Source organism: Serratia sp. 22264, from assembly GCF_052045345.1.
Lineage (GTDB): Bacteria > Pseudomonadota > Gammaproteobacteria > Enterobacterales > Enterobacteriaceae > Serratia > Serratia plymuthica.
In genome coordinates this window covers 243320-260236 of record NZ_JBQEOY010000005.1, presented here as the reverse complement: position 1 = coordinate 260236, position 16917 = coordinate 243320, and the positions used below count along the sequence as shown (strand labels likewise).

The window sequence follows — 16917 nt, the reverse complement described above, 5'->3', positions numbered from 1 at the left end:
GACATTGTCGCCTCCATTTTAATGAACCATTTAGGGGCGACCTGCACCATTAATGGGCATTTAATGCGACGAGTGGCCGACAAGTTCGCTTTTGATGCATGATGTTAGCGGTTATTTTGTTTTTTATGCGTATTTTGTGCATTTTTTATTTTAAATAAAAACAGCGGCTTATTGTGGATAAACGTCGAACATTTTGCGAAATCGCATGATGACGGCTGTTTTGCTTATCTTATGGTGTGGCTTTTGCATTATTCAGCGTACAAACCCGGTTCACCGGGCGGTGATGGCAACCTACTTTGAGTAATAACACCATGGATAACTGCATCAGCCCTGAAGACAATATTTCCCATACTCTGCTGGAAGACGTGCTGGCGATCCTGATCGGCACGCTGATGGTGTCGTTCGGCGTGATCCTGCTGCGGCAGGCCGGCGCGCTGACCGGCGGCACCGCCGGATTGGCTTTCTTAATCAATTACCTGACACCGCTGTCGTTCGGCGTAGCGTTCTTTTTGCTTAACCTGCCGTTTTATTATCTGGCGATCCGCCGTATGGGGTGGGCGTTCACCGTCAAAACCTTCTGCTCGGTGGCGCTGGTGTCGATATTTTCCGATTTGCACCCCTATTTCATCCATTTCGACCGCCTGCAGCCTTTTTATGCAACGGTGTTCGGTAGCATGATCATGGGGTTAGGGTTTATTGTGTTATTTCGCCATAAGGCCAGCCTGGGCGGCGTCAATATTCTCGCGCTGTATCTGCAGGATAAATACGGTTTGCGCGCCGGCAAATTGCAAATGGCGGTCGATATTTCTATCGTGTTAGCCTCACTGTTTGTGGTGAATATTTCCCTGCTAATTGCGTCTATATTAGGTGCAATGGTGCTGAATCTGATTATCGCGATGAACCATCGCCCTGGTCGTTACAGCGTTTGAATTTGTACCCTCTGAATAACCCAATCTAGGAGAACGACCCCGTGTTCCAGAACGTTGATGCCTATGCAGGCGATCCTATCCTGTCGCTGATGGAAAAATTCAAAAAAGACACACGTGCGCACAAGGTTAACCTGAGTATCGGCCTTTACTACGACGAGCGGGGTATTATCCCGCAGATGAAAGCGGTTGCCGCAGCGGAAGCTCAGTTGAACAGCGTGGATCAGGGCGCGTCGGTGTACCTGCCGATGGAAGGCCTGCTGCCTTACCGTACCGCCATTCAGCATCTGCTGTTCGGTGCCGAGCACCCGATGCTGCAGCAGGGGCGCATCGCCACCATTCAGACCGTAGGCGGTTCCGGCGCGCTGAAAGTGGGTGCCGACTTCCTGAAAAGCTACTTCCCGGATTCGCAGGTATGGGTCAGCGATCCTACCTGGGAAAACCATATCGCCATCTTCGGCGGGGCCGGTTTCAAAGTGAACACCTATCCGTACTTTGATGGCGAAAGCCTGGGCGTGAAGTTCGACGCCATGTTGAGCGCGTTGAAACAGCTGCCGAAACACAGCATCGCGCTGCTGCATCCGTGCTGCCACAACCCGACCGGCTCTGACCTGACCAATGCCCAGTGGGACGAGGTGGTCAAGGTGATCGCCGAGCGTGAGCTGATCCCGTTCCTCGATATCGCCTATCAGGGTTTTGGCGGCGGTATCACCGAAGATGCTTACGCTATCCGCACTATCGCCGCCGCCGGCCTGCCGTGCCTGGTGAGTAACTCGTTCTCGAAAATCTTCTCGCTGTATGGCGAACGCGTCGGCGGCCTGTCGGTAGTGTGCGAAAGCGAAGAAGCCGCCGGGCGCGTGCTGGGGCAATTGAAGGCCACCGTACGCCGCAACTACTCCAGCCCGCCGAACTTCGGTGCGCAGGTGGTGGCGAAGGTGCTGAACGATACGCAGTTGAAGGCCCAGTGGTTGGCGGAAGTGGAAAGCATGCGCACCCGTATCCTTGAGATGCGCAAAACGCTGGTCGAGGCACTGAAAATCGCGTTGCCGCAGCGTAACTTCGATTACCTGCTGCAGCAGCGCGGCATGTTCAGCTACACCGGTTTCAGCGCGGCGCAGGTTAATCGCCTGCGTGAAGAGTTCGGCGTCTACCTGATCCACAGCGGGCGCGTTTGCATGGCCGGCCTGAACCACAACAACGTGCATCAGGTGGCCGAGGCGTTTGCCGCAGTGCAGTAATGTTGTTAGGGTGAACTGACGTTCGCAAAGGAGCGATAGCGATATCGCTCCTTTTTTGTTGTCGGTTTGCCGCCAAAGTTGCCGCAAACCGGATAGAGAATATACTGATTGAGGGGCGCTCACTCATGTGGCATCAGCAAACGCTTATCCTCAGCGCAAAAGCGCGTGGTTTTCATCTGGTTACCGAAGAGATTACCGACCAGTTAACCCACTTACACCGCCTGCAAACCGGCCTGCTGCATCTGTTGTTGCAGCATACCTCGGCCTCGCTGACGCTCAACGAGAACTGCGATCCCACGGTGCGAGCCGATATGGAACAGCATTTCCTGCGTCAGGTACCCGAGAACGCACCCTATCAGCACGACTACGAAGGGCTGGACGACATGCCGGCACACATCAAATCCTCGCTGCTGGGCGCATCTTTGATGCTGCCCGTCGGCCATGGGCGGCTGATGTTGGGCACATGGCAGGGAATTTGGCTGGGGGAGCACCGCATCCACGGCGGTTCACGCCGTATTGTGGCCACTTTACAGGGGGAGTAACCCAATGAATAACACAGCACTGCTGGAATACTGCATGGCGAAGCCGGGCGCGGAGCAAAGCGACCAGAACCAGTGGCAGGCCAGCCAGATCAAGGTCGGCGACGTGATGTTCGCCATGGTGTGCGAGGTACAGGGCCGGCCGGCCCTGGCGGTGAAATCAAGCCCGGAGTTGGCGGAAAGTCTGCGCGAGCATCACCCGGAGATCGTCGCCTGCGCTGGCCTGAACAAGGCGCACTGGAATACGGTGTTTCTCGACGGCAACCTGCCGAACTCGCAATTTTACACTTTGATCGACAGTTCATATCAGCTGGTGCTGGAAGGGTTACCCGACCACGTGCGGCAGGAACTTCGCGCTTAACCGGCAGGGCAGGCGTGGCCGCCTGCCTTTTCCGTTCCGTTGTCTCCTTTTTTCTCTTTAAATTGTGATCGCGATTCGAGAATGGGAACGTTCCCGTTTCATTGCGCACCAGGAAGGACTAGGCTTTTTAATCGATGAGCCGCGAGACCAAAGGATGCCGTGAGATGGCCATGAGTGAAGAAAAACGCAAGATGATTGCCGGCGAACTGTACGATGCCGGTGACGAGTTGCTGCGCAGCGAACGCAAGCGCGCGCGCCAACTGGTGCACCATTACAACCATTCATCCCCGGACGAGGGCGATCTGCGTAAACAGTGGCTGGCGGCGCTGTTGGGCCAGTATCAGGGGGGAACCATCGAACCGACGTTCCGCTGCGATTACGGTTATAACATCTATCTGGGGAAGAATTTTTACGCCAATTTTGACTGCGTAATCCTGGATGTGTGCGAAGTGCATATCGGCGATAACTGCCTGTTGGCGCCGGGAGTGCATATTTATACCGCTACCCATCCGCTGGATGCGCAAACCCGCGTCGGCGGTGCGGAGTTCGGCAAACCGGTAAACATTGGCAACAATGTTTGGATCGGCGGCAGGGCGGTCATTAACCCCGGCGTTACTCTGGGAGATAACGTGGTGGTGGCGTCCGGGGCGGTCGTCACCAAAGACGTACCGGCCAACTGCGTGGTCGGCGGCAATCCGGCGCGGGTGATTAAACAGCTATAACAAAAAACGGGCGCCGCAGTGGGCGCCCGTAGCATTATGCTCGCAGAGAGTTGATATCCACCACGAAACGGTATTTCACGTCGCTTTTCAGCATGCGCTCATAGGCTTCGTTGATTTGCTGCATCGGGATCAGTTCGATATCCGAAGTAATGCCGTGCTGGCCGCAGAAATCCAGCATCTCCTGGGTTTCTGCAATACCGCCGATCAGCGAGCCGGCGAGGCGGCGGCGTTTCATGATCAGGTTAAACACCTGCGGCGACGGGTGGTCATGTTCCGGCGCGCCGACCAGCGTCAAGGTGCCATCACGCCGCAGCAGGTTGAGGAACGGGTTCAGATCGTGCTGAGCCGCCACCGTGTTGAGAATAAAATCGAAGCTGTTGACGTGCTGCGCCATTTCTTCCGGGTTGCGCGAGATCACTACCTCATGAGCGCCGAGGCGTTTGGCGTCTTCAACTTTGGAGGCCGACGTGGTGAACAGCACCACATGAGCGCCCATTGCCCGCGCCAGCTTGACCCCCATATGCCCCAGGCCGCCGAGGCCGACGATACCGACCTTCTTGCCCGGCCCTGCACCCCATTGGCGCAGCGGCGAATAGGTGGTGATACCGGCGCAAAGCAGCGGCGCGACGCCGGCCGGATCGAGGTTTGCCGGCACCCGCAGCACAAAGTCCTGATCCACCACCATAGCGGTCGAGTAGCCGCCGTAGGTGATGGCGCCGGTTTGCCGATCCTGGCCGTTATAGGTGCCGGTAAAGCCGCTTTCACAGTATTGCTCCAGCCCTTCGTCACAGCTAGGACAGCTGCGACAGGAATCGACCATGCAGCCGACACCGACCAGATCGCCAACCTGATGGCGGGATACGTGGTTGCCGACGGCGGTCACGCGGCCAACAATTTCATGGCCGGGCACCACCGGGAAAATCGAGTTGTTCCATTCGTTGCGGGCCTGGTGCAGATCCGAATGGCAAACGCCACAGAACAGAACTTCGATTTGCACATCGTGGTCGCGCAGGGCGCGCGGTGTGTAATCGAAAGGTACGAGCGCTGACTTCGCGTCATGCGCGGCATAGGCATGCGTAATGTTCATGGTAACTCCAGTCATCAGTGAATGGGGGGGAATGCTTTCCGGCGGCAGAGTGCCGGTGAGACGCGGCCCAGGTCATACGGGCGGCGCAGAGGGAACATTGATGATAAAAGGGGCGAGCAGGGAGGGAAATGCCTGAAAATGTCTAAATCTTGCCTGTTTCTCTTTAATTTTGGCGGGTGGATAAAATGGCGGGCCGCAAACGGCCCGCCGGCAAGAAAGGTTATTTCTTCATTTTCAGTAACGGCTTGAGGAAGCGCGCGGTATGCGAAGCTTCGCAGTTGGCCACGGTTTCCGGCGTGCCGGAGACCAGGATTTCACCGCCGCCACTGCCGCCTTCCGGCCCCAGGTCGACAATCCAGTCCGCCGTTTTAATCACGTCCAGGTTGTGCTCAATCACCACGATGGTATTGCCCTGATCGCGCAACTGATGCAGCACCGCCAGCAGTTGCTGGATATCGGCGAAGTGCAGACCGGTGGTCGGCTCATCAAGGATATACAGCGTCTGGCCGGTACCGCGTTTAGACAGCTCGCGCGCCAGCTTGACGCGTTGCGCCTCACCGCCGGACAGCGTGGTCGCCGACTGGCCGAGGCGAATGTAGGACAGGCCGACGTCCATCAGCGTTTGCAGCTTGCGTGCCAGCGCCGGCACCACGTCGAAGAAATCGCGCGCTTCTTCGATGGTCATCTCCAGCACTTCGTGGATGCTCTTGCCTTTGTACTTCACTTCCAGCGTCTCACGGTTATAGCGCTTGCCTTTGCACTGGTCGCAGGGCACGTAGATATCCGGCAGGAAGTGCATTTCTACCTTGATCACGCCATCGCCCTGACAGGCCTCGCAGCGCCCGCCCTTGACGTTGAAGCTGAAGCGGCCCGGGTTATAGCCGCGGCTGCGCGACTCCGGTACGCCGGCGAACAGCTCGCGCACCGGGGTGAAGATGCCGGTGTAGGTGGCCGGGTTGGAGCGCGGGGTGCGGCCGATCGGGCTTTGATCGATGTCGATCACTTTGTCGAAATGTTCGAGGCCGGTCACTTCGCGGAACGGCGCCGGTTCGGCAATGGTGGCGCCGTTGAGCTGGCGTTGGGCTATCGGGAACAGCGTGTCGTTGATCAGCGTGGATTTGCCTGAGCCGGAGACCCCGGTGATGCAGGTAAACAGCCCCACCGGCAGCGTCAGCGTCACGTCTTTCAGGTTGTTGCCGCGCGCGCCGCTCAGCTTCAGTACCTTGGTCGGATCGGCCGGTACGCGCTGCTCAGGGATGGCAATCTCGCGTTTGCCGCTGAGGAACTGGCCGGTCAGCGATTCGGGCTGCGCCATGATGTCTTCGACGGTGCCTTCTGCCACCACCTGGCCGCCATGTACGCCAGCGCCGGGGCCGATATCGATGACATGATCGGCGGCGCGGATGGCGTCTTCGTCATGCTCCACCACGATCACCGTGTTGCCCAGGTTACGCAGGTGGATCAGGGTTTCCAGCAGGCGTTCGTTGTCACGCTGGTGCAGGCCGATCGACGGCTCATCAAGAACGTACATTACGCCCACCAGGCCGGCGCCGATCTGGCTGGCCAGACGAATACGCTGCGCCTCGCCGCCGGACAGGGTTTCCGCCGAGCGCGACAGCGACAGGTAGTTAAGCCCGACGTTCACCAGGAATTTCAGGCGGTCGCCAATCTCTTTCAGGACTTTTTCGGCGATCTGGGCGCGCTGGCCGCTGAGCTTCATGTTCTGGAAGAAGGTCATGGCGTGGCCGATGCTCAGATCGGAGATTTCCGGCAGCGTGGTGTCTTCGACAAACACGTTGCGTGCTTCTTCGCGCAGGCGGGTGCCGTGACAGGAGGCGCAAGGGCGGTTGCTGATAAACTTCGCCAGCTCTTCGCGCACCGCGCTGGATTCCGTCTCTTTATAGCGGCGTTCCATGTTGTGCAGCACGCCTTCGAACGGGTGGCGGCGCACGGTGGTGTCACCGCGATCGTTAATGTATTTGAACTCGATCGACTCTTTGCCGGAACCGCTGAGCACCGCTTTCTGCACGTTGGCGTCCAGAGAGTTGAACGGCGCTTCGACGTCGAAGGCATAATGTTCCGACAGCGAACGCAGCATCTGGAAATAATAAAAGTTGCGGCGATCCCAACCGCGGATCGCACCGCCGGCCAACGAAAGCTCGGGGTTCTGCACCACGCGTTCCGGATCGAAGAACTGCTGCACGCCCAGGCCGTCACAGGTCGGGCAGGCGCCGGCCGGGTTGTTGAACGAGAACAGGCGCGGTTCCAGCTCGCGCATGCTGTAGCCGCAGATCGGGCAGGCGAAGTTGGCGGAGAACAGCAGCTCGTCCGCTTTTTCGTCGTCCATGTCGGCCACTACCGCCGTGCCGCCGGACAGCTCCAGCGCGGTTTCGAACGATTCCGCCAGGCGCTGCGCCAGATCTTCACGCACCTTGAAGCGATCGACCACCACTTCAATGGTGTGCTTTTTCTGCAGCTCAAGCTTCGGCGGATCCGAGAGGTCACAGACTTCACCGTCGATGCGTGCGCGGATATAGCCCTGGGTCGCCAGGTTTTCCAGCGTTTTGGTGTGCTCGCCCTTGCGGTCTTTCACCACCGGCGCCAGCAGCATCAGGCGTTTGCCTTCCGGCTGGCTGAGTACGTTGTCCACCATCTGGCTGACGGTTTGCGCCGCCAGTTCCACATGGTGATCCGGGCAGCGCGGTTCGCCGACGCGGGCGAACAGCAGGCGCAGGTAATCGTGGATCTCGGTGATGGTGCCGACCGTGGATCGCGGGTTATGCGAGGTGGATTTCTGCTCGATGGAAATCGCCGGCGACAGACCTTCAATATGGTCGACGTCCGGTTTTTCCATCAGCGAAAGAAACTGGCGTGCATAGGCGGAGAGCGACTCGACGTAGCGGCGCTGCCCTTCGGCATACAGCGTATCAAAAGCCAGCGAGGACTTGCCTGAACCGGACAAACCGGTGACGACGATCAGCTTGTCACGCGGGATAATCAGGTTGATGTTTTTGAGATTATGGGTTCGAGCACCACGAACTTCGATATTGTCCATTTACACTTCCCGTCTTGATGATACACCGCGCCTGTCTGGGTTTAGTGCGGGTGATTTTGTGATCAACCGCGCAAAAAACCGGCACAGCCAGTACGAAACGCATAATTATGACACAAAAAAACCTGAATGAATATCCAGTATACGAATGCAACAAGGTCGTTCGAAAGGACAATTCTGGAATACAATACGCAGTTATCAACACGGGTGTCGTTTCAGGCTGAGCGTGTTAAACTTACTCGTTTATACTGTGTAAAAATCAATCATCAGGAGAGTTCTCATGGCCAGCAGAGGCGTAAACAAAGTAATTCTGGTCGGGAATCTGGGCCAAGACCCGGAAGTCCGTTACATGCCGAATGGCGGCGCAGTGGCCAACATTACCCTGGCGACCTCCGAAAGCTGGCGTGACAAAGCGACTGGCGAGCAGAAAGAAAAAACCGAATGGCACCGCGTTGTGTTGTTCGGCAAGCTGGCTGAAGTTGCGGGCGAGTATCTGCGTAAAGGTTCCCAGGTGTATATCGAAGGTGCCCTGCAGACCCGTAAATGGACCGATCAGGCTGGCGTAGAAAAATACACCACCGAAGTTGTGGTGAACGTTGGCGGCACCATGCAGATGCTGGGTGGCCGTCAAGGCGGCGGCGCACCTGCAGGCGGTGGTCAGGCAGCAGGCGGCCAGGGCGGTTGGGGCCAGCCTCAGCAACCGCAGGGCGGCAACCAGTTCAGCGGCGGCCAGCAGGCACGCCCAGCGCAGAACAACGCGCCGGCAGCCAGCAGCAACGAACCGCCAATGGACTTCGACGACGATATTCCTTTCTGATATCGGGCTGTCTGAAGCCAATAAAAAAGCCCCTTTTCGGGGCTTTTTGCATTTCAGAACCGTTAAGCCGAGAAGCCGCCGTCGATGCTCAGACTGGCGCCGGTGATGTAGCCCGCTTGCGGGCCGGCCAGGTAGGCGACAAAGCTGGCGATCTCTTCGTCTTTACCGTAGCGGCCGATGGCCATCAGCTGTTTCAACTGCTCGGCGAAATCACCGTCGTCCGGGTTCATCTCGGTATCCACCGGGCCGGGCTGCACGTTGTTGACGGTGATGCCGCGCGGGCCGAGATCGCGCGCCATACCCTTGGTCAGGCCGACCAGCGCGGATTTGCTCATCGCGTAAACTGCGGCGCCGCCAAAGGGCACGCGCTCGGCGTTGGTGCTGCCGATGTGAATGATGCGGCCACCGTCGTTCATATGGCGCGCAGCTTCCTGGCTGGCAACAAAGACGCTGCGTACGTTCACCGCGAGCATACGGTCCAGATCTTCCAGCGCCAGTTCTTCGGTGCTGCCCAACGTAAACACCCCGGCGTTGTTCACCAGAATGTCCAGATTGCCGAAGCTGTTCACCGCCTGGCGTACCGCCTGCTGTACTGCGGCGGCGTCGACGCTGTCGGCTTTGATGGCGATAGCCTTGCCGCCGGCGGCGGTGATTTCACTCACCACGGCATCGGCCCGGTCGGCGGAAGCTGCGTAGGTGAATGCCACCGCGGCACCATCGCGCGCCAGCCGTTTGACGATGGCGGCGCCGATACCGCGTGAGCCGCCCTGAACGAATGCGACTTTGCCTTGCAGAGAGAGGGTTGCTGACATGATGTTTCTCCAGAGTGGGTAAGGTTAAAAAATCTACCGGACCAGTATCGGAGAAACGCAACGCGGCCACTAGCCACAAAGCGCTATAATCAGCTTAAACCATTGGTTTGAAATCAACGGAGGAAAGCCATGCTCGGCCATCTGGAATGTTTTGTCAGCAGCGCGGAAAACGGCAGTTTTTCCGCAGCCGGCCGCAAGCTGGGTATCAGCTCTGCGGCGGTGGGGAAAAATGTCACCAAGCTGGAGACGCTGGTGGGCGTACGGTTATTCCAGCGCAACACGCGCAAGCTGATCCTGACCGAAGAGGGGGAACGTTTTCTTCAGGAAGTGAGCGGCGGTTTGCAGTCGATCCAGTGCGCGCTGAAAAGGGTGAACAGCAGTGGCTCTGTCGCGGCAGGTACGCTAAAGGTCAGCATGGGCACCGCCTTCGGTCTGCATTTCGTGATGCCTCTGTTGCCGGCGTTTTTGTCTCGTTACCCGTCGATAGTGCCGGACTGGCATTTTGACAATCGCAAAGTGGATATGATTGGCGAACACTTCGACGCCGCAATTGGCGGAGGTATTGAATTGGCGCAGGGAATGATTGCGCGTGAATTGGCGCCGGCCCACGGGGTATTGGTGGCTTCGGCGGATTATCTGCGGCGTCATCCGCTTTTGAGCCAACCGGAACAGTTGGCGAACCACGCGGGGATTTTTATCCGCTCGCCGCAAACCGGGCGGATTCGCAACCTGCCGCTGCGCAATGCGGATAACGAACAGCGGGCGCCCTTGATGACCGTTAACATGACGGTGAATGAGCCGGAGGCGGCGGCGCGAGCGGCGGAAATGGGGCTGGGCATTGCGTTGATCGCCATGCCAAGCGCCTTGCCTTATCTGGAAAGCGGTCGCTTATTGCGGGTGTTGCCAGCCTGGTATGTCGATCGCGGTAGCGTCTATCTTTACTTTCCCACTACCAAATTTCTGCCCAGCAAAACCCGGGTGTTTGTCGATTACATCACCGAGCAATTTCGCCTGCAGAAGCTGGCGACGCGTTTTGATGCGCGCTAGAAACGAGAAAAGCCCCTCGCGGGGCTTTTTTTCTTCCGTCAGTGGGCTGTCTGACGATCAGTTGAAGATTTCAGCGGTGCCGTGCAGTTTGTTCTGGCCACCGGCAGAGATGATGCGGTAAGAGCTGGCGCCTGATGCTGCGGCCTTGTTAGCCAGTTCGGTTTCCAGTGCGCTGAGGTTAGAAGCGCCGGCAACGGAGACGACACCGATTTTCTGAGCGTCGGCGGCAGGTTGGCTGGAAGGCTGGTCAGCGGCAACGGAAGCGAAAGAAGCGGTAGTCAGCAGTAGAGCGGCAGCAAAAATTTTGATGTTTTTCATGATTCAATCCTCAGAGTATTTGTCAGGTGAGAGGTTGTTTCCTCTCGATGTGTTGGATAATAGACCGACATGCCCACAGAGAAAATCGGAGAGTTTTGAGTATTTTATTCAAATAAATTGACTTAATTTTGAGCGCTGGCGTGCTGGAATAATCGCCACTACCCTTTAAAGGTGATTCTTAAAGGGGAGCGCAATGGCATCAGATCCGCTTTTACCGCTTCACTGACGATCGACTGACGTTGCGCACCGTGCCGCTGCAAATCGGTAACGGCGTGCAGACTGGCGAACTGGGTTGGCAACGGATTGGAGAAACTTCATGGTTATCGTGCACCATCTGAATAATTCACGCTCGCAGCGTATCCTGTGGTTTCTGGAAGAATTGGGTGTGCCTTATCAGGTACAGCGTTACCAACGCGATCCGCAAACCCTGCTGGCGCCGCCGGAGCTGAAAAAGATCCACCCGTTGGGCAAATCCCCGGTGATTGTCGACGGCGATCTGACCCTGGCGGAGTCCGGCGCCATTATCGAATATTTGCAAGAAGCCTACGATGCCCAGGGGCTGTTTATCCCGACCGACCATCATGCTCGCCAACAATACCGTTACTGGCTGCATTATGCGGAAGGATCGCTGATGCCGCTGCAGGTCATGAAGCTGGTGTTCAGCCGCCTGGGTCAATCGCCGGTCCCCTGGTTGTTGCGGCCGCTAGCGGGGGCGATTGGCAAAGGGGTTCAGCGGGAATATCTGGACAAACAGATCGCCACGCATCGCGATTATCTTGAGCAGCACCTGAGCAAAAGCACCTGGTTTGTCGGCAACGAATTCAGCGCGGCGGATATCCAGATGAGCTTTCCGCTGGAAGCGATGGCGGCGCGCGGTTCGCTGGACAATTGCCCGAAGCTGCGCGGCTATCTGCAGCGTATCCATACCCGGCCGGCTTACCAGCGGGCGTTGGAGCAGGGCGGCCCTTACGAACTGCTGAGCTGAGGGCATGAACTATACTTGACGGGTTAACCTCTGTTCGGAGATAGCCTATGCCTACGCAAATTTTTGTTAACCTGCCGGTGGACAATTTGCCCGCATCCATCGAGTTTTTCACCCAGTTGGGTTTCAGCTTTAATCAGCAGTTTACCGATGATACCGCCGCCTGCATGGTGGTCAGCGAGAGCATTTATGTAATGTTGCTGACTCACGATAAATTCAAAATGTTCACCCCGAACCCGATTGGCGATGCCAGGAGGGCGACCGAAGTGCTGCTTTGCCTGTCGCAGCCCAGCCGGGCGGCGGTGGACAGCCTGGTGCGCAAGGCGATTGCCGCCGGCGGCAATACCTATAATCAGCCGCAGGATTACGGTTCTATGTACGGCCACGGTTTCCAGGATTTGGACGGCCATATCTGGGAACTGATGTACATGGATGAAAAAGCCGCACAGGCTCAGTAGCCGGTTTTTGCCCCCTGAGCCGGGGGCGCCCCATCGGATTTACCTATGTGACAAATCTCGCCTTTTCGATAATGATTGATCCCGGCGCTTTTCTGCATGAATTGCCGCGATCTTGGTTGATCAGAGGGTATGGAAGGCCGGATAATCGTTTGCCTTGAATAAACCACCATAAATCACCCGTATCACGCGATGAGAGTTAAACGTTTGCCTTTTAACGCCACGCCGATGGGCGGTGCGGCCGAAGGGCAGGGAAGCTGACGTGATGGAAACGATTCCGTAATGAACATGCGTGGGCGGAATAACAAGCAACAAGCCTTGTGAAACGGGCTGGCAATGAAATACAGGGGACAGCAACATGTCGAATTCTCAAGCGAACAACGCCGTAAAACCAAAAGGCGGGCTTGATGGCTATTTTAATATTTCCGCACGCGGCAGCTCCGTGCGTCAGGAAGTGGTGGCGGGATTAACCACTTTCCTGGCGATGGTTTACTCGGTGATCGTGGTGCCGAGCATGTTGGGCAAAGCGGGCTTCCCGCCAACGGCGGTATTTGTTGCCACCTGCCTGGTCGCCGGCCTCGGCTCATTGCTGATGGGGCTATGGGCTAACCTGCCGATGGCCATCGGTTGTGCGATTTCCCTGACCGCCTTTACCGCTTTCAGCCTGGTGCTGGGCCAGCACATCAGCATTCCGGTGGCGCTGGGCGCGGTCTTCCTGATGGGCGTGCTGTTCACCATTATCTCGATAACCGGCATCCGTTCCTGGATCTTGCGCAATTTGCCGATGGGCGTGGCGCACGGTACTGGTATCGGCATCGGTCTTTTCCTGCTGCTGATCGCCGCCAACGGCGTGGGTCTGGTAGTGAAGAATCCGCTGGATGGCCTGCCGGTGGCGCTGGGCGCATTCACCTCTTTCCCGGTGGTGATGACGTTGCTCGGTCTGGCGGTGATTTTCGGGTTGGAAAAACTGCGTGTACCCGGCGGTATTCTGCTGGTGATCATCGCCATTTCGGTGATTGGCCTGCTGTTTGACCCCGCGGTGAAATATCAGGGGCTGTTCGCCATGCCAAGCCTGGCGGACGCCAATGGCAATTCGTTGATCTTCAGCCTGGATATCATGGGTGCGTTGCAACCGGTGGTGTTGCCGAGCGTGCTGGCACTGGTGATGACCGCAGTGTTTGACGCTACCGGCACCATTCGCGCGGTGGCCGGGCAGGCCAACCTGCTGGATAAGGACGGGCAGATCATCAACGGCGGCAAGGCGCTGACCTCGGATTCCCTGAGCAGCATTTTCTCCGGCCTGGTGGGCGCGGCCCCGGCGGCGGTCTATATCGAATCCGCAGCGGGCACCGCGGCGGGCGGTAAAACCGGCCTGACCGCAACCGTAGTCGGCCTGTTGTTCCTGCTGATCCTGTTCTTGTCGCCGCTGTCTTATCTGGTGCCGATTTACGCTACTGCGCCGGCGCTGATGTACGTCGGCCTGCTGATGTTGAGCAACGTCACCAAGCTGGACTTCAACGACTTTGTCGACGCCATGTCCGGCCTGCTGTGCGCGGTGTTTATCGTGCTGACCTGCAATATCGTCACCGGTATCATGCTGGGCTTCAGCTCGCTGGTGATTGGCCGCATTTGCTCCGGTGAATGGCGCAAGCTGAATATCGGCACCGTGCTGATCGCGGTGGCGCTGGTGGTGTTCTATGCCGGCGGTTGGGCGATTTAATCCGCTGTGTTTCCCCCACCCGTTGGGTGGGGGAAAATCTGACCTTCTTCCCCTTCAGAAAAGTCTTCTTCTTTCTGTGCTGCGTTTTGAAAAGCACAACAAGCTTTAATCGCTGTAAAAAAAGTGATCTACTATCGGGGTATACATCAGAGATGTAATCTGAACCCGAGAGTCTAAGGAAAGCATGGAAATATTTTTTACAATCCTCATTTTGATCCTGGTGGTTTCCCTGTCCGGGGTGGTGACACGTATGTTGCCGTTCCAGATACCGCTGCCGTTAATGCAAATTGCCATCGGGGCTCTGCTGGCCTGGCCGCATTTCGGGCTGCATGTCGACTTTGACCCCGAACTGTTCCTGGTGCTGTTTATCCCGCCGCTGCTGTTTGCCGACGGTTGGAAAACCCCAACGCGCGAATTTCTGCATCACGGCCGTGAAATCCTGGGGCTGGCGCTGGTGCTGGTGTTGCTTACCGTGGTCGGTGTCGGTTACCTGATTTACGCCATGGTGCCGGGTATCCCGCTGGTGGCGGCGTTTGCGCTGGCGGCAGTGCTGTCGCCAACGGACGCCGTGGCGCTGGGCGGCATCGTCGGTAAAGGGCGTATTCCGAAACCGATCATGGGCGTGCTGGAAGGCGAGGCGCTGATGAACGACGCGTCCGGCCTGGTTTCGCTCAAGTTCGCCATCGCGGTGGCGATGGGCACCATGGTGTTTACCGTGGGCGGCGCCACTCTGGAGTTCTTGAAGGTCGCTATCGGCGGCCTACTGGCCGGCGTGGCGGTTACCTGGTGCTACAGCAAATCGCTGCGGATGATGAGCCGCTGGAGCGGCGATGATCCGGCCACGCAGATCGTGTTCCTGCTGCTGTTGCCGTTCGCTTCTTATCTGATTGCCGAACATATCGGCGTCTCCGGCATTCTGGCCGCGGTTGCCGCGGGGATGACCATCAGCCAGTCCGGCGTGATCCGCAATGCGCCACTGGCGATGCGCCTGCGCGCCAACAGCGTCTGGGCGATGCTGGAGTTCGTGTTTAACGGCATGGTGTTCATCATGTTGGGCCTGCAACTGCCGGGGATCCTGGAAACCTCAATCCTGCAGGCGGAGCTGGATCCGACCATTCAGACCTGGTACCTGTTCGCCGATGTGGCGATTATCTACGCAGCGTTGTTGTTGCTGCGCTTTACCTGGCTGTGGCTGATGAAAAACGCCAGCCGGCGTTTTATGAAAAAACGGCCGCTGCAGTTTGGCGATTACAGTACGCGTGAGCTGTGGATAGCGTCGTTCGCTGGGGTGCGTGGAGCGATCACGTTGGCCGGTGTGCTGTCGATTCCGCTGCTGTTAAGTGACGGTACCGCCTTCCCGGCGCGCTATCAGTTGGTATTTATCGCCGCCGGCGTGATCCTGCTTTCACTGATCGTCGGCGTGCTGGCATTGCCGTTGCTGCTGCGCGGCGTAGTGGTGGCGGACAAGAGCGCCAGCAAGAGCGAGGAGCGTATGGCGATTGCCATGGCGGCGGAAGTGGCGATCGAAAGCATCAACAAGATGGAAGAACGCCTGGCCGTCGACGTCGAGGAAAACATCGACCCGCAGGTGCTGAAAGAGATCAGTTCACGTGTAGTGGGCACGTTGCGGCGGCGCATCACCACCAAAGACGATATCGAAAATGCGCTGATGCTGGAGAACCTCGAGCGACGCTTCCGCCTGACCGCACTGCGCGCCGAGCGTGGGGAGCTGTATCACCTGCGCGCCACGCAGAAAATCAGCAACGAGACGCTGCAAAAGCTGTTGCACGATCTCGACCTGCTGGAAGCGCTGCTGATAGAGCGCGAAGGGTAATGCCAACAGGGCCGCAGATGCGGCCCTTGTTCTTGCGGCTATTTGACCGGTGGCCAGTAGTCGCGGCAGCAGGCGATCCAGGCTTGGGCGCCGTGCGACAGGTAGCTGCCCTGGCGCCAGATGAGCCCCACTCGCCATTCCATCCGCGGCTCAAGCGGCAGCCAGATCAGGCTTTCTTTATCCAGCCACTGGCAAACCGGCTCCGGCAGGGTAGCGATACCGACCCCGGCCTGTACCATCGATGCCAGAAAATCCCACTGCCCGCTACGCACGGCAATCTGCGGTTCAAAACCGGCCAGGCGGAACGCCTTCATCAGCATTTTGTACAGCGAGAAATCCTCGTTATAAATCAGGATCGGCCAGTTGGCCAACTCGGCGATATCGATGCTGGTGCGGTTAAGCCAGTGCGGCGTACGCGGCACGACCACGCACATCGGATGGTTCAGCAGCGGCAAGAAAGTCAGCGGTTGATCCAGGTCGACGGGCAATACCGTCATCGCCAGGTCCAGTTCGCCGGACATCACCGCCTGCTCGACCGACAATCCGCCCAGCTCGGAAATTTTCAGCTCGATGCCAGGATAGGTTTGGCGAAACCGGCGGATCAAATCGGCGATCTGCCGGCCGACCATTGGCGGGATACCCAGCCGCAACACGCCTTTTTTCACCGAACTGATGTCTTCCAGTTCGGCCTCCAGTTGGCGGAACTCATCCAGGATCGCCAGCCCACGCTGGTACACTGCCTGGCCGCTGTCGGTCAGGTGCAGCTTGCGTCCTTCGCGGATCAGCAGCGTACACTCCAACTCTTCTTCCAGATGCCGCAACATCTTGCTGATGGTCGGCTGGGTGACGAACAGTTTCTCCGCCGCGCGGGTGAAGCTTTGCTGGCGCACGACTTCCACGAAGTAACGCAGGGTGCGGACATCCACGTTGGGCTCTCCTCAGGGCAATACCGGCGGGAAACTATTCCCTGATGGCATGATATTGATGATTTTAATTCATTTCAGGCA

The 16917-nt window shown here is 57.8% G+C and carries 16 protein-coding genes; 11 read left to right on the top strand and 5 right to left on the bottom strand.

Annotated elements, in window-relative coordinates:
- The first annotated feature begins 311 nt into the window (after nucleotides 1-311).
- From ACTJJ1_RS18550 to maa, 5 genes are all read left to right on the top strand, one after another.
- Nucleotides 312-929: a YitT family protein gene (locus ACTJJ1_RS18550; protein ID WP_006317804.1), complete on the top strand. Its 618-nt coding sequence runs from the start codon at nucleotides 312-314 to the stop codon at nucleotides 927-929.
- 41 nt (nucleotides 930-970) lie between these two features.
- Nucleotides 971-2164, top strand: coding sequence for an amino acid aminotransferase (locus tag ACTJJ1_RS18545; RefSeq protein WP_440834781.1), 1194 nt, complete (start codon nucleotides 971-973; stop codon nucleotides 2162-2164).
- 125 nt (nucleotides 2165-2289) lie between these two features.
- Nucleotides 2290-2706 (top strand): secondary thiamine-phosphate synthase enzyme YjbQ, encoded by a 417-nt coding sequence (locus tag ACTJJ1_RS18540; protein WP_004948741.1) that lies wholly within the window; start codon nucleotides 2290-2292, stop codon nucleotides 2704-2706.
- Between the two features lie 4 nt (nucleotides 2707-2710).
- Nucleotides 2711-3064 (top strand): MmcQ/YjbR family DNA-binding protein, encoded by a 354-nt coding sequence (locus ACTJJ1_RS18535; protein WP_004948738.1) that lies wholly within the window; start codon nucleotides 2711-2713, stop codon nucleotides 3062-3064.
- 164 nt (nucleotides 3065-3228) lie between these two features.
- Nucleotides 3229-3786, top strand: coding sequence for a maltose O-acetyltransferase (gene maa / locus ACTJJ1_RS18530; protein ID WP_004948733.1), 558 nt, complete (start codon nucleotides 3229-3231; stop codon nucleotides 3784-3786).
- A gap of 34 nt (nucleotides 3787-3820) precedes the next feature.
- Here maa and ACTJJ1_RS18525 read toward each other — a convergent pair whose 3' ends face one another.
- Nucleotides 3821-4873 carry an NAD(P)-dependent alcohol dehydrogenase gene (locus ACTJJ1_RS18525; RefSeq protein ID WP_004948729.1) on the bottom strand — a complete coding sequence of 351 codons (1053 nt, stop codon included), beginning with the start codon at nucleotides 4871-4873 and terminating at the stop codon, nucleotides 3821-3823.
- A gap of 220 nt (nucleotides 4874-5093) precedes the next feature.
- A complete protein-coding gene (gene uvrA, locus ACTJJ1_RS18520) occupies nucleotides 5094-7928 on the bottom strand; it encodes an excinuclease ABC subunit UvrA (protein ID WP_006328337.1) in 2835 nt (944 codons plus the stop codon).
- Nucleotides 7929-8205: 277 nt separating this feature from the next.
- Here uvrA and ssb1 point away from each other — a divergent pair, with 277 nt between their 5' ends.
- Entirely contained in the window at nucleotides 8206-8742 is a 537-nt protein-coding gene (gene ssb1, locus ACTJJ1_RS18515; protein WP_006317814.1) for a single-stranded DNA-binding protein SSB1, read from the top strand.
- Between the two features lie 62 nt (nucleotides 8743-8804).
- On the opposite strand, the gene ACTJJ1_RS18510 is transcribed toward ssb1, so the two are convergent.
- Entirely contained in the window at nucleotides 8805-9554 is a 750-nt protein-coding gene (locus ACTJJ1_RS18510) for a 3-oxoacyl-ACP reductase family protein (protein WP_004948722.1), read from the bottom strand.
- Nucleotides 9555-9683: 129 nt separating this feature from the next.
- On the opposite strand from ACTJJ1_RS18510, the gene ACTJJ1_RS18505 reads away from it, so the two are divergent.
- Nucleotides 9684-10601, top strand: coding sequence for a LysR family transcriptional regulator (locus ACTJJ1_RS18505; RefSeq protein ID WP_004948719.1), 918 nt, complete (start codon nucleotides 9684-9686; stop codon nucleotides 10599-10601).
- A 57-nt stretch (nucleotides 10602-10658) separates the two neighbouring features.
- Here ACTJJ1_RS18505 and bhsA read toward each other — a convergent pair whose 3' ends face one another.
- Nucleotides 10659-10919, bottom strand: coding sequence for a multiple stress resistance protein BhsA (gene bhsA / locus ACTJJ1_RS18500; protein ID WP_006328335.1), 261 nt, complete (start codon nucleotides 10917-10919; stop codon nucleotides 10659-10661).
- 316 nt (nucleotides 10920-11235) lie between these two features.
- Between bhsA and ACTJJ1_RS18495 the strand changes: the two genes are divergently transcribed.
- The 4 genes from ACTJJ1_RS18495 (at nucleotide 11236) to ACTJJ1_RS18480 (ending at nucleotide 15910) form a co-directional block, all read left to right on the top strand.
- Nucleotides 11236-11904, top strand: coding sequence for a glutathione S-transferase family protein (locus ACTJJ1_RS18495; protein ID WP_004948715.1), 669 nt, complete (start codon nucleotides 11236-11238; stop codon nucleotides 11902-11904).
- Between the two features lie 47 nt (nucleotides 11905-11951).
- Nucleotides 11952-12359, top strand: a complete 408-nt coding sequence (locus ACTJJ1_RS18490) for a VOC family protein (RefSeq protein ID WP_004948713.1) — start codon at nucleotides 11952-11954, stop codon at nucleotides 12357-12359.
- 355 nt (nucleotides 12360-12714) lie between these two features.
- Nucleotides 12715-14076, top strand: coding sequence for an NCS2 family permease (locus ACTJJ1_RS18485; protein ID WP_004948711.1), 1362 nt, complete (start codon nucleotides 12715-12717; stop codon nucleotides 14074-14076).
- 184 nt (nucleotides 14077-14260) lie between these two features.
- Nucleotides 14261-15910 (top strand): Na+/H+ antiporter, encoded by a 1650-nt coding sequence (locus ACTJJ1_RS18480; protein ID WP_006328333.1) that lies wholly within the window; start codon nucleotides 14261-14263, stop codon nucleotides 15908-15910.
- Between the two features lie 38 nt (nucleotides 15911-15948).
- Here the strand turns inward: ACTJJ1_RS18480 and ACTJJ1_RS18475 are convergent, their stop codons facing one another.
- On the bottom strand, nucleotides 15949-16836 hold the full coding sequence (locus tag ACTJJ1_RS18475) for a LysR family transcriptional regulator (protein ID WP_004948706.1): 888 nt from the start codon (nucleotides 16834-16836) through the stop codon (nucleotides 15949-15951).
- Nucleotides 16837-16917 lie beyond the last annotated feature (81 nt).

Bases quoted from the DNA above. Each gene is read 5' to 3' on its own strand.
- maa (WP_004948733.1), top strand. From the start codon at position 3,229: ATGGCCATGAGTGAAGAAAAACGCAAGATGATTGCCGGCGAACTGTAC.
- ACTJJ1_RS18480 (WP_006328333.1), top strand. From the start codon at position 14,261: ATGGAAATATTTTTTACAATCCTCATTTTGATCCTGGTGGTTTCCCTG.
- ACTJJ1_RS18505 (WP_004948719.1), top strand. From the start codon at position 9,684: ATGCTCGGCCATCTGGAATGTTTTGTCAGCAGCGCGGAAAACGGCAGT.
- ssb1 (WP_006317814.1), top strand. From the start codon at position 8,206: ATGGCCAGCAGAGGCGTAAACAAAGTAATTCTGGTCGGGAATCTGGGC.
- ACTJJ1_RS18495 (WP_004948715.1), top strand. From the start codon at position 11,236: ATGGTTATCGTGCACCATCTGAATAATTCACGCTCGCAGCGTATCCTG.
- uvrA (WP_006328337.1), bottom strand. From the start codon at position 7,928: ATGGACAATATCGAAGTTCGTGGTGCTCGAACCCATAATCTCAAAAAC.
- ACTJJ1_RS18490 (WP_004948713.1), top strand. From the start codon at position 11,952: ATGCCTACGCAAATTTTTGTTAACCTGCCGGTGGACAATTTGCCCGCA.
- ACTJJ1_RS18525 (WP_004948729.1), bottom strand. From the start codon at position 4,873: ATGAACATTACGCATGCCTATGCCGCGCATGACGCGAAGTCAGCGCTC.
- ACTJJ1_RS18535 (WP_004948738.1), top strand. From the start codon at position 2,711: ATGAATAACACAGCACTGCTGGAATACTGCATGGCGAAGCCGGGCGCG.
- ACTJJ1_RS18485 (WP_004948711.1), top strand. From the start codon at position 12,715: ATGTCGAATTCTCAAGCGAACAACGCCGTAAAACCAAAAGGCGGGCTT.
- ACTJJ1_RS18550 (WP_006317804.1), top strand. From the start codon at position 312: ATGGATAACTGCATCAGCCCTGAAGACAATATTTCCCATACTCTGCTG.
- ACTJJ1_RS18510 (WP_004948722.1), bottom strand. From the start codon at position 9,554: ATGTCAGCAACCCTCTCTCTGCAAGGCAAAGTCGCATTCGTTCAGGGC.
- bhsA (WP_006328335.1), bottom strand. From the start codon at position 10,919: ATGAAAAACATCAAAATTTTTGCTGCCGCTCTACTGCTGACTACCGCT.
- ACTJJ1_RS18540 (WP_004948741.1), top strand. From the start codon at position 2,290: ATGTGGCATCAGCAAACGCTTATCCTCAGCGCAAAAGCGCGTGGTTTT.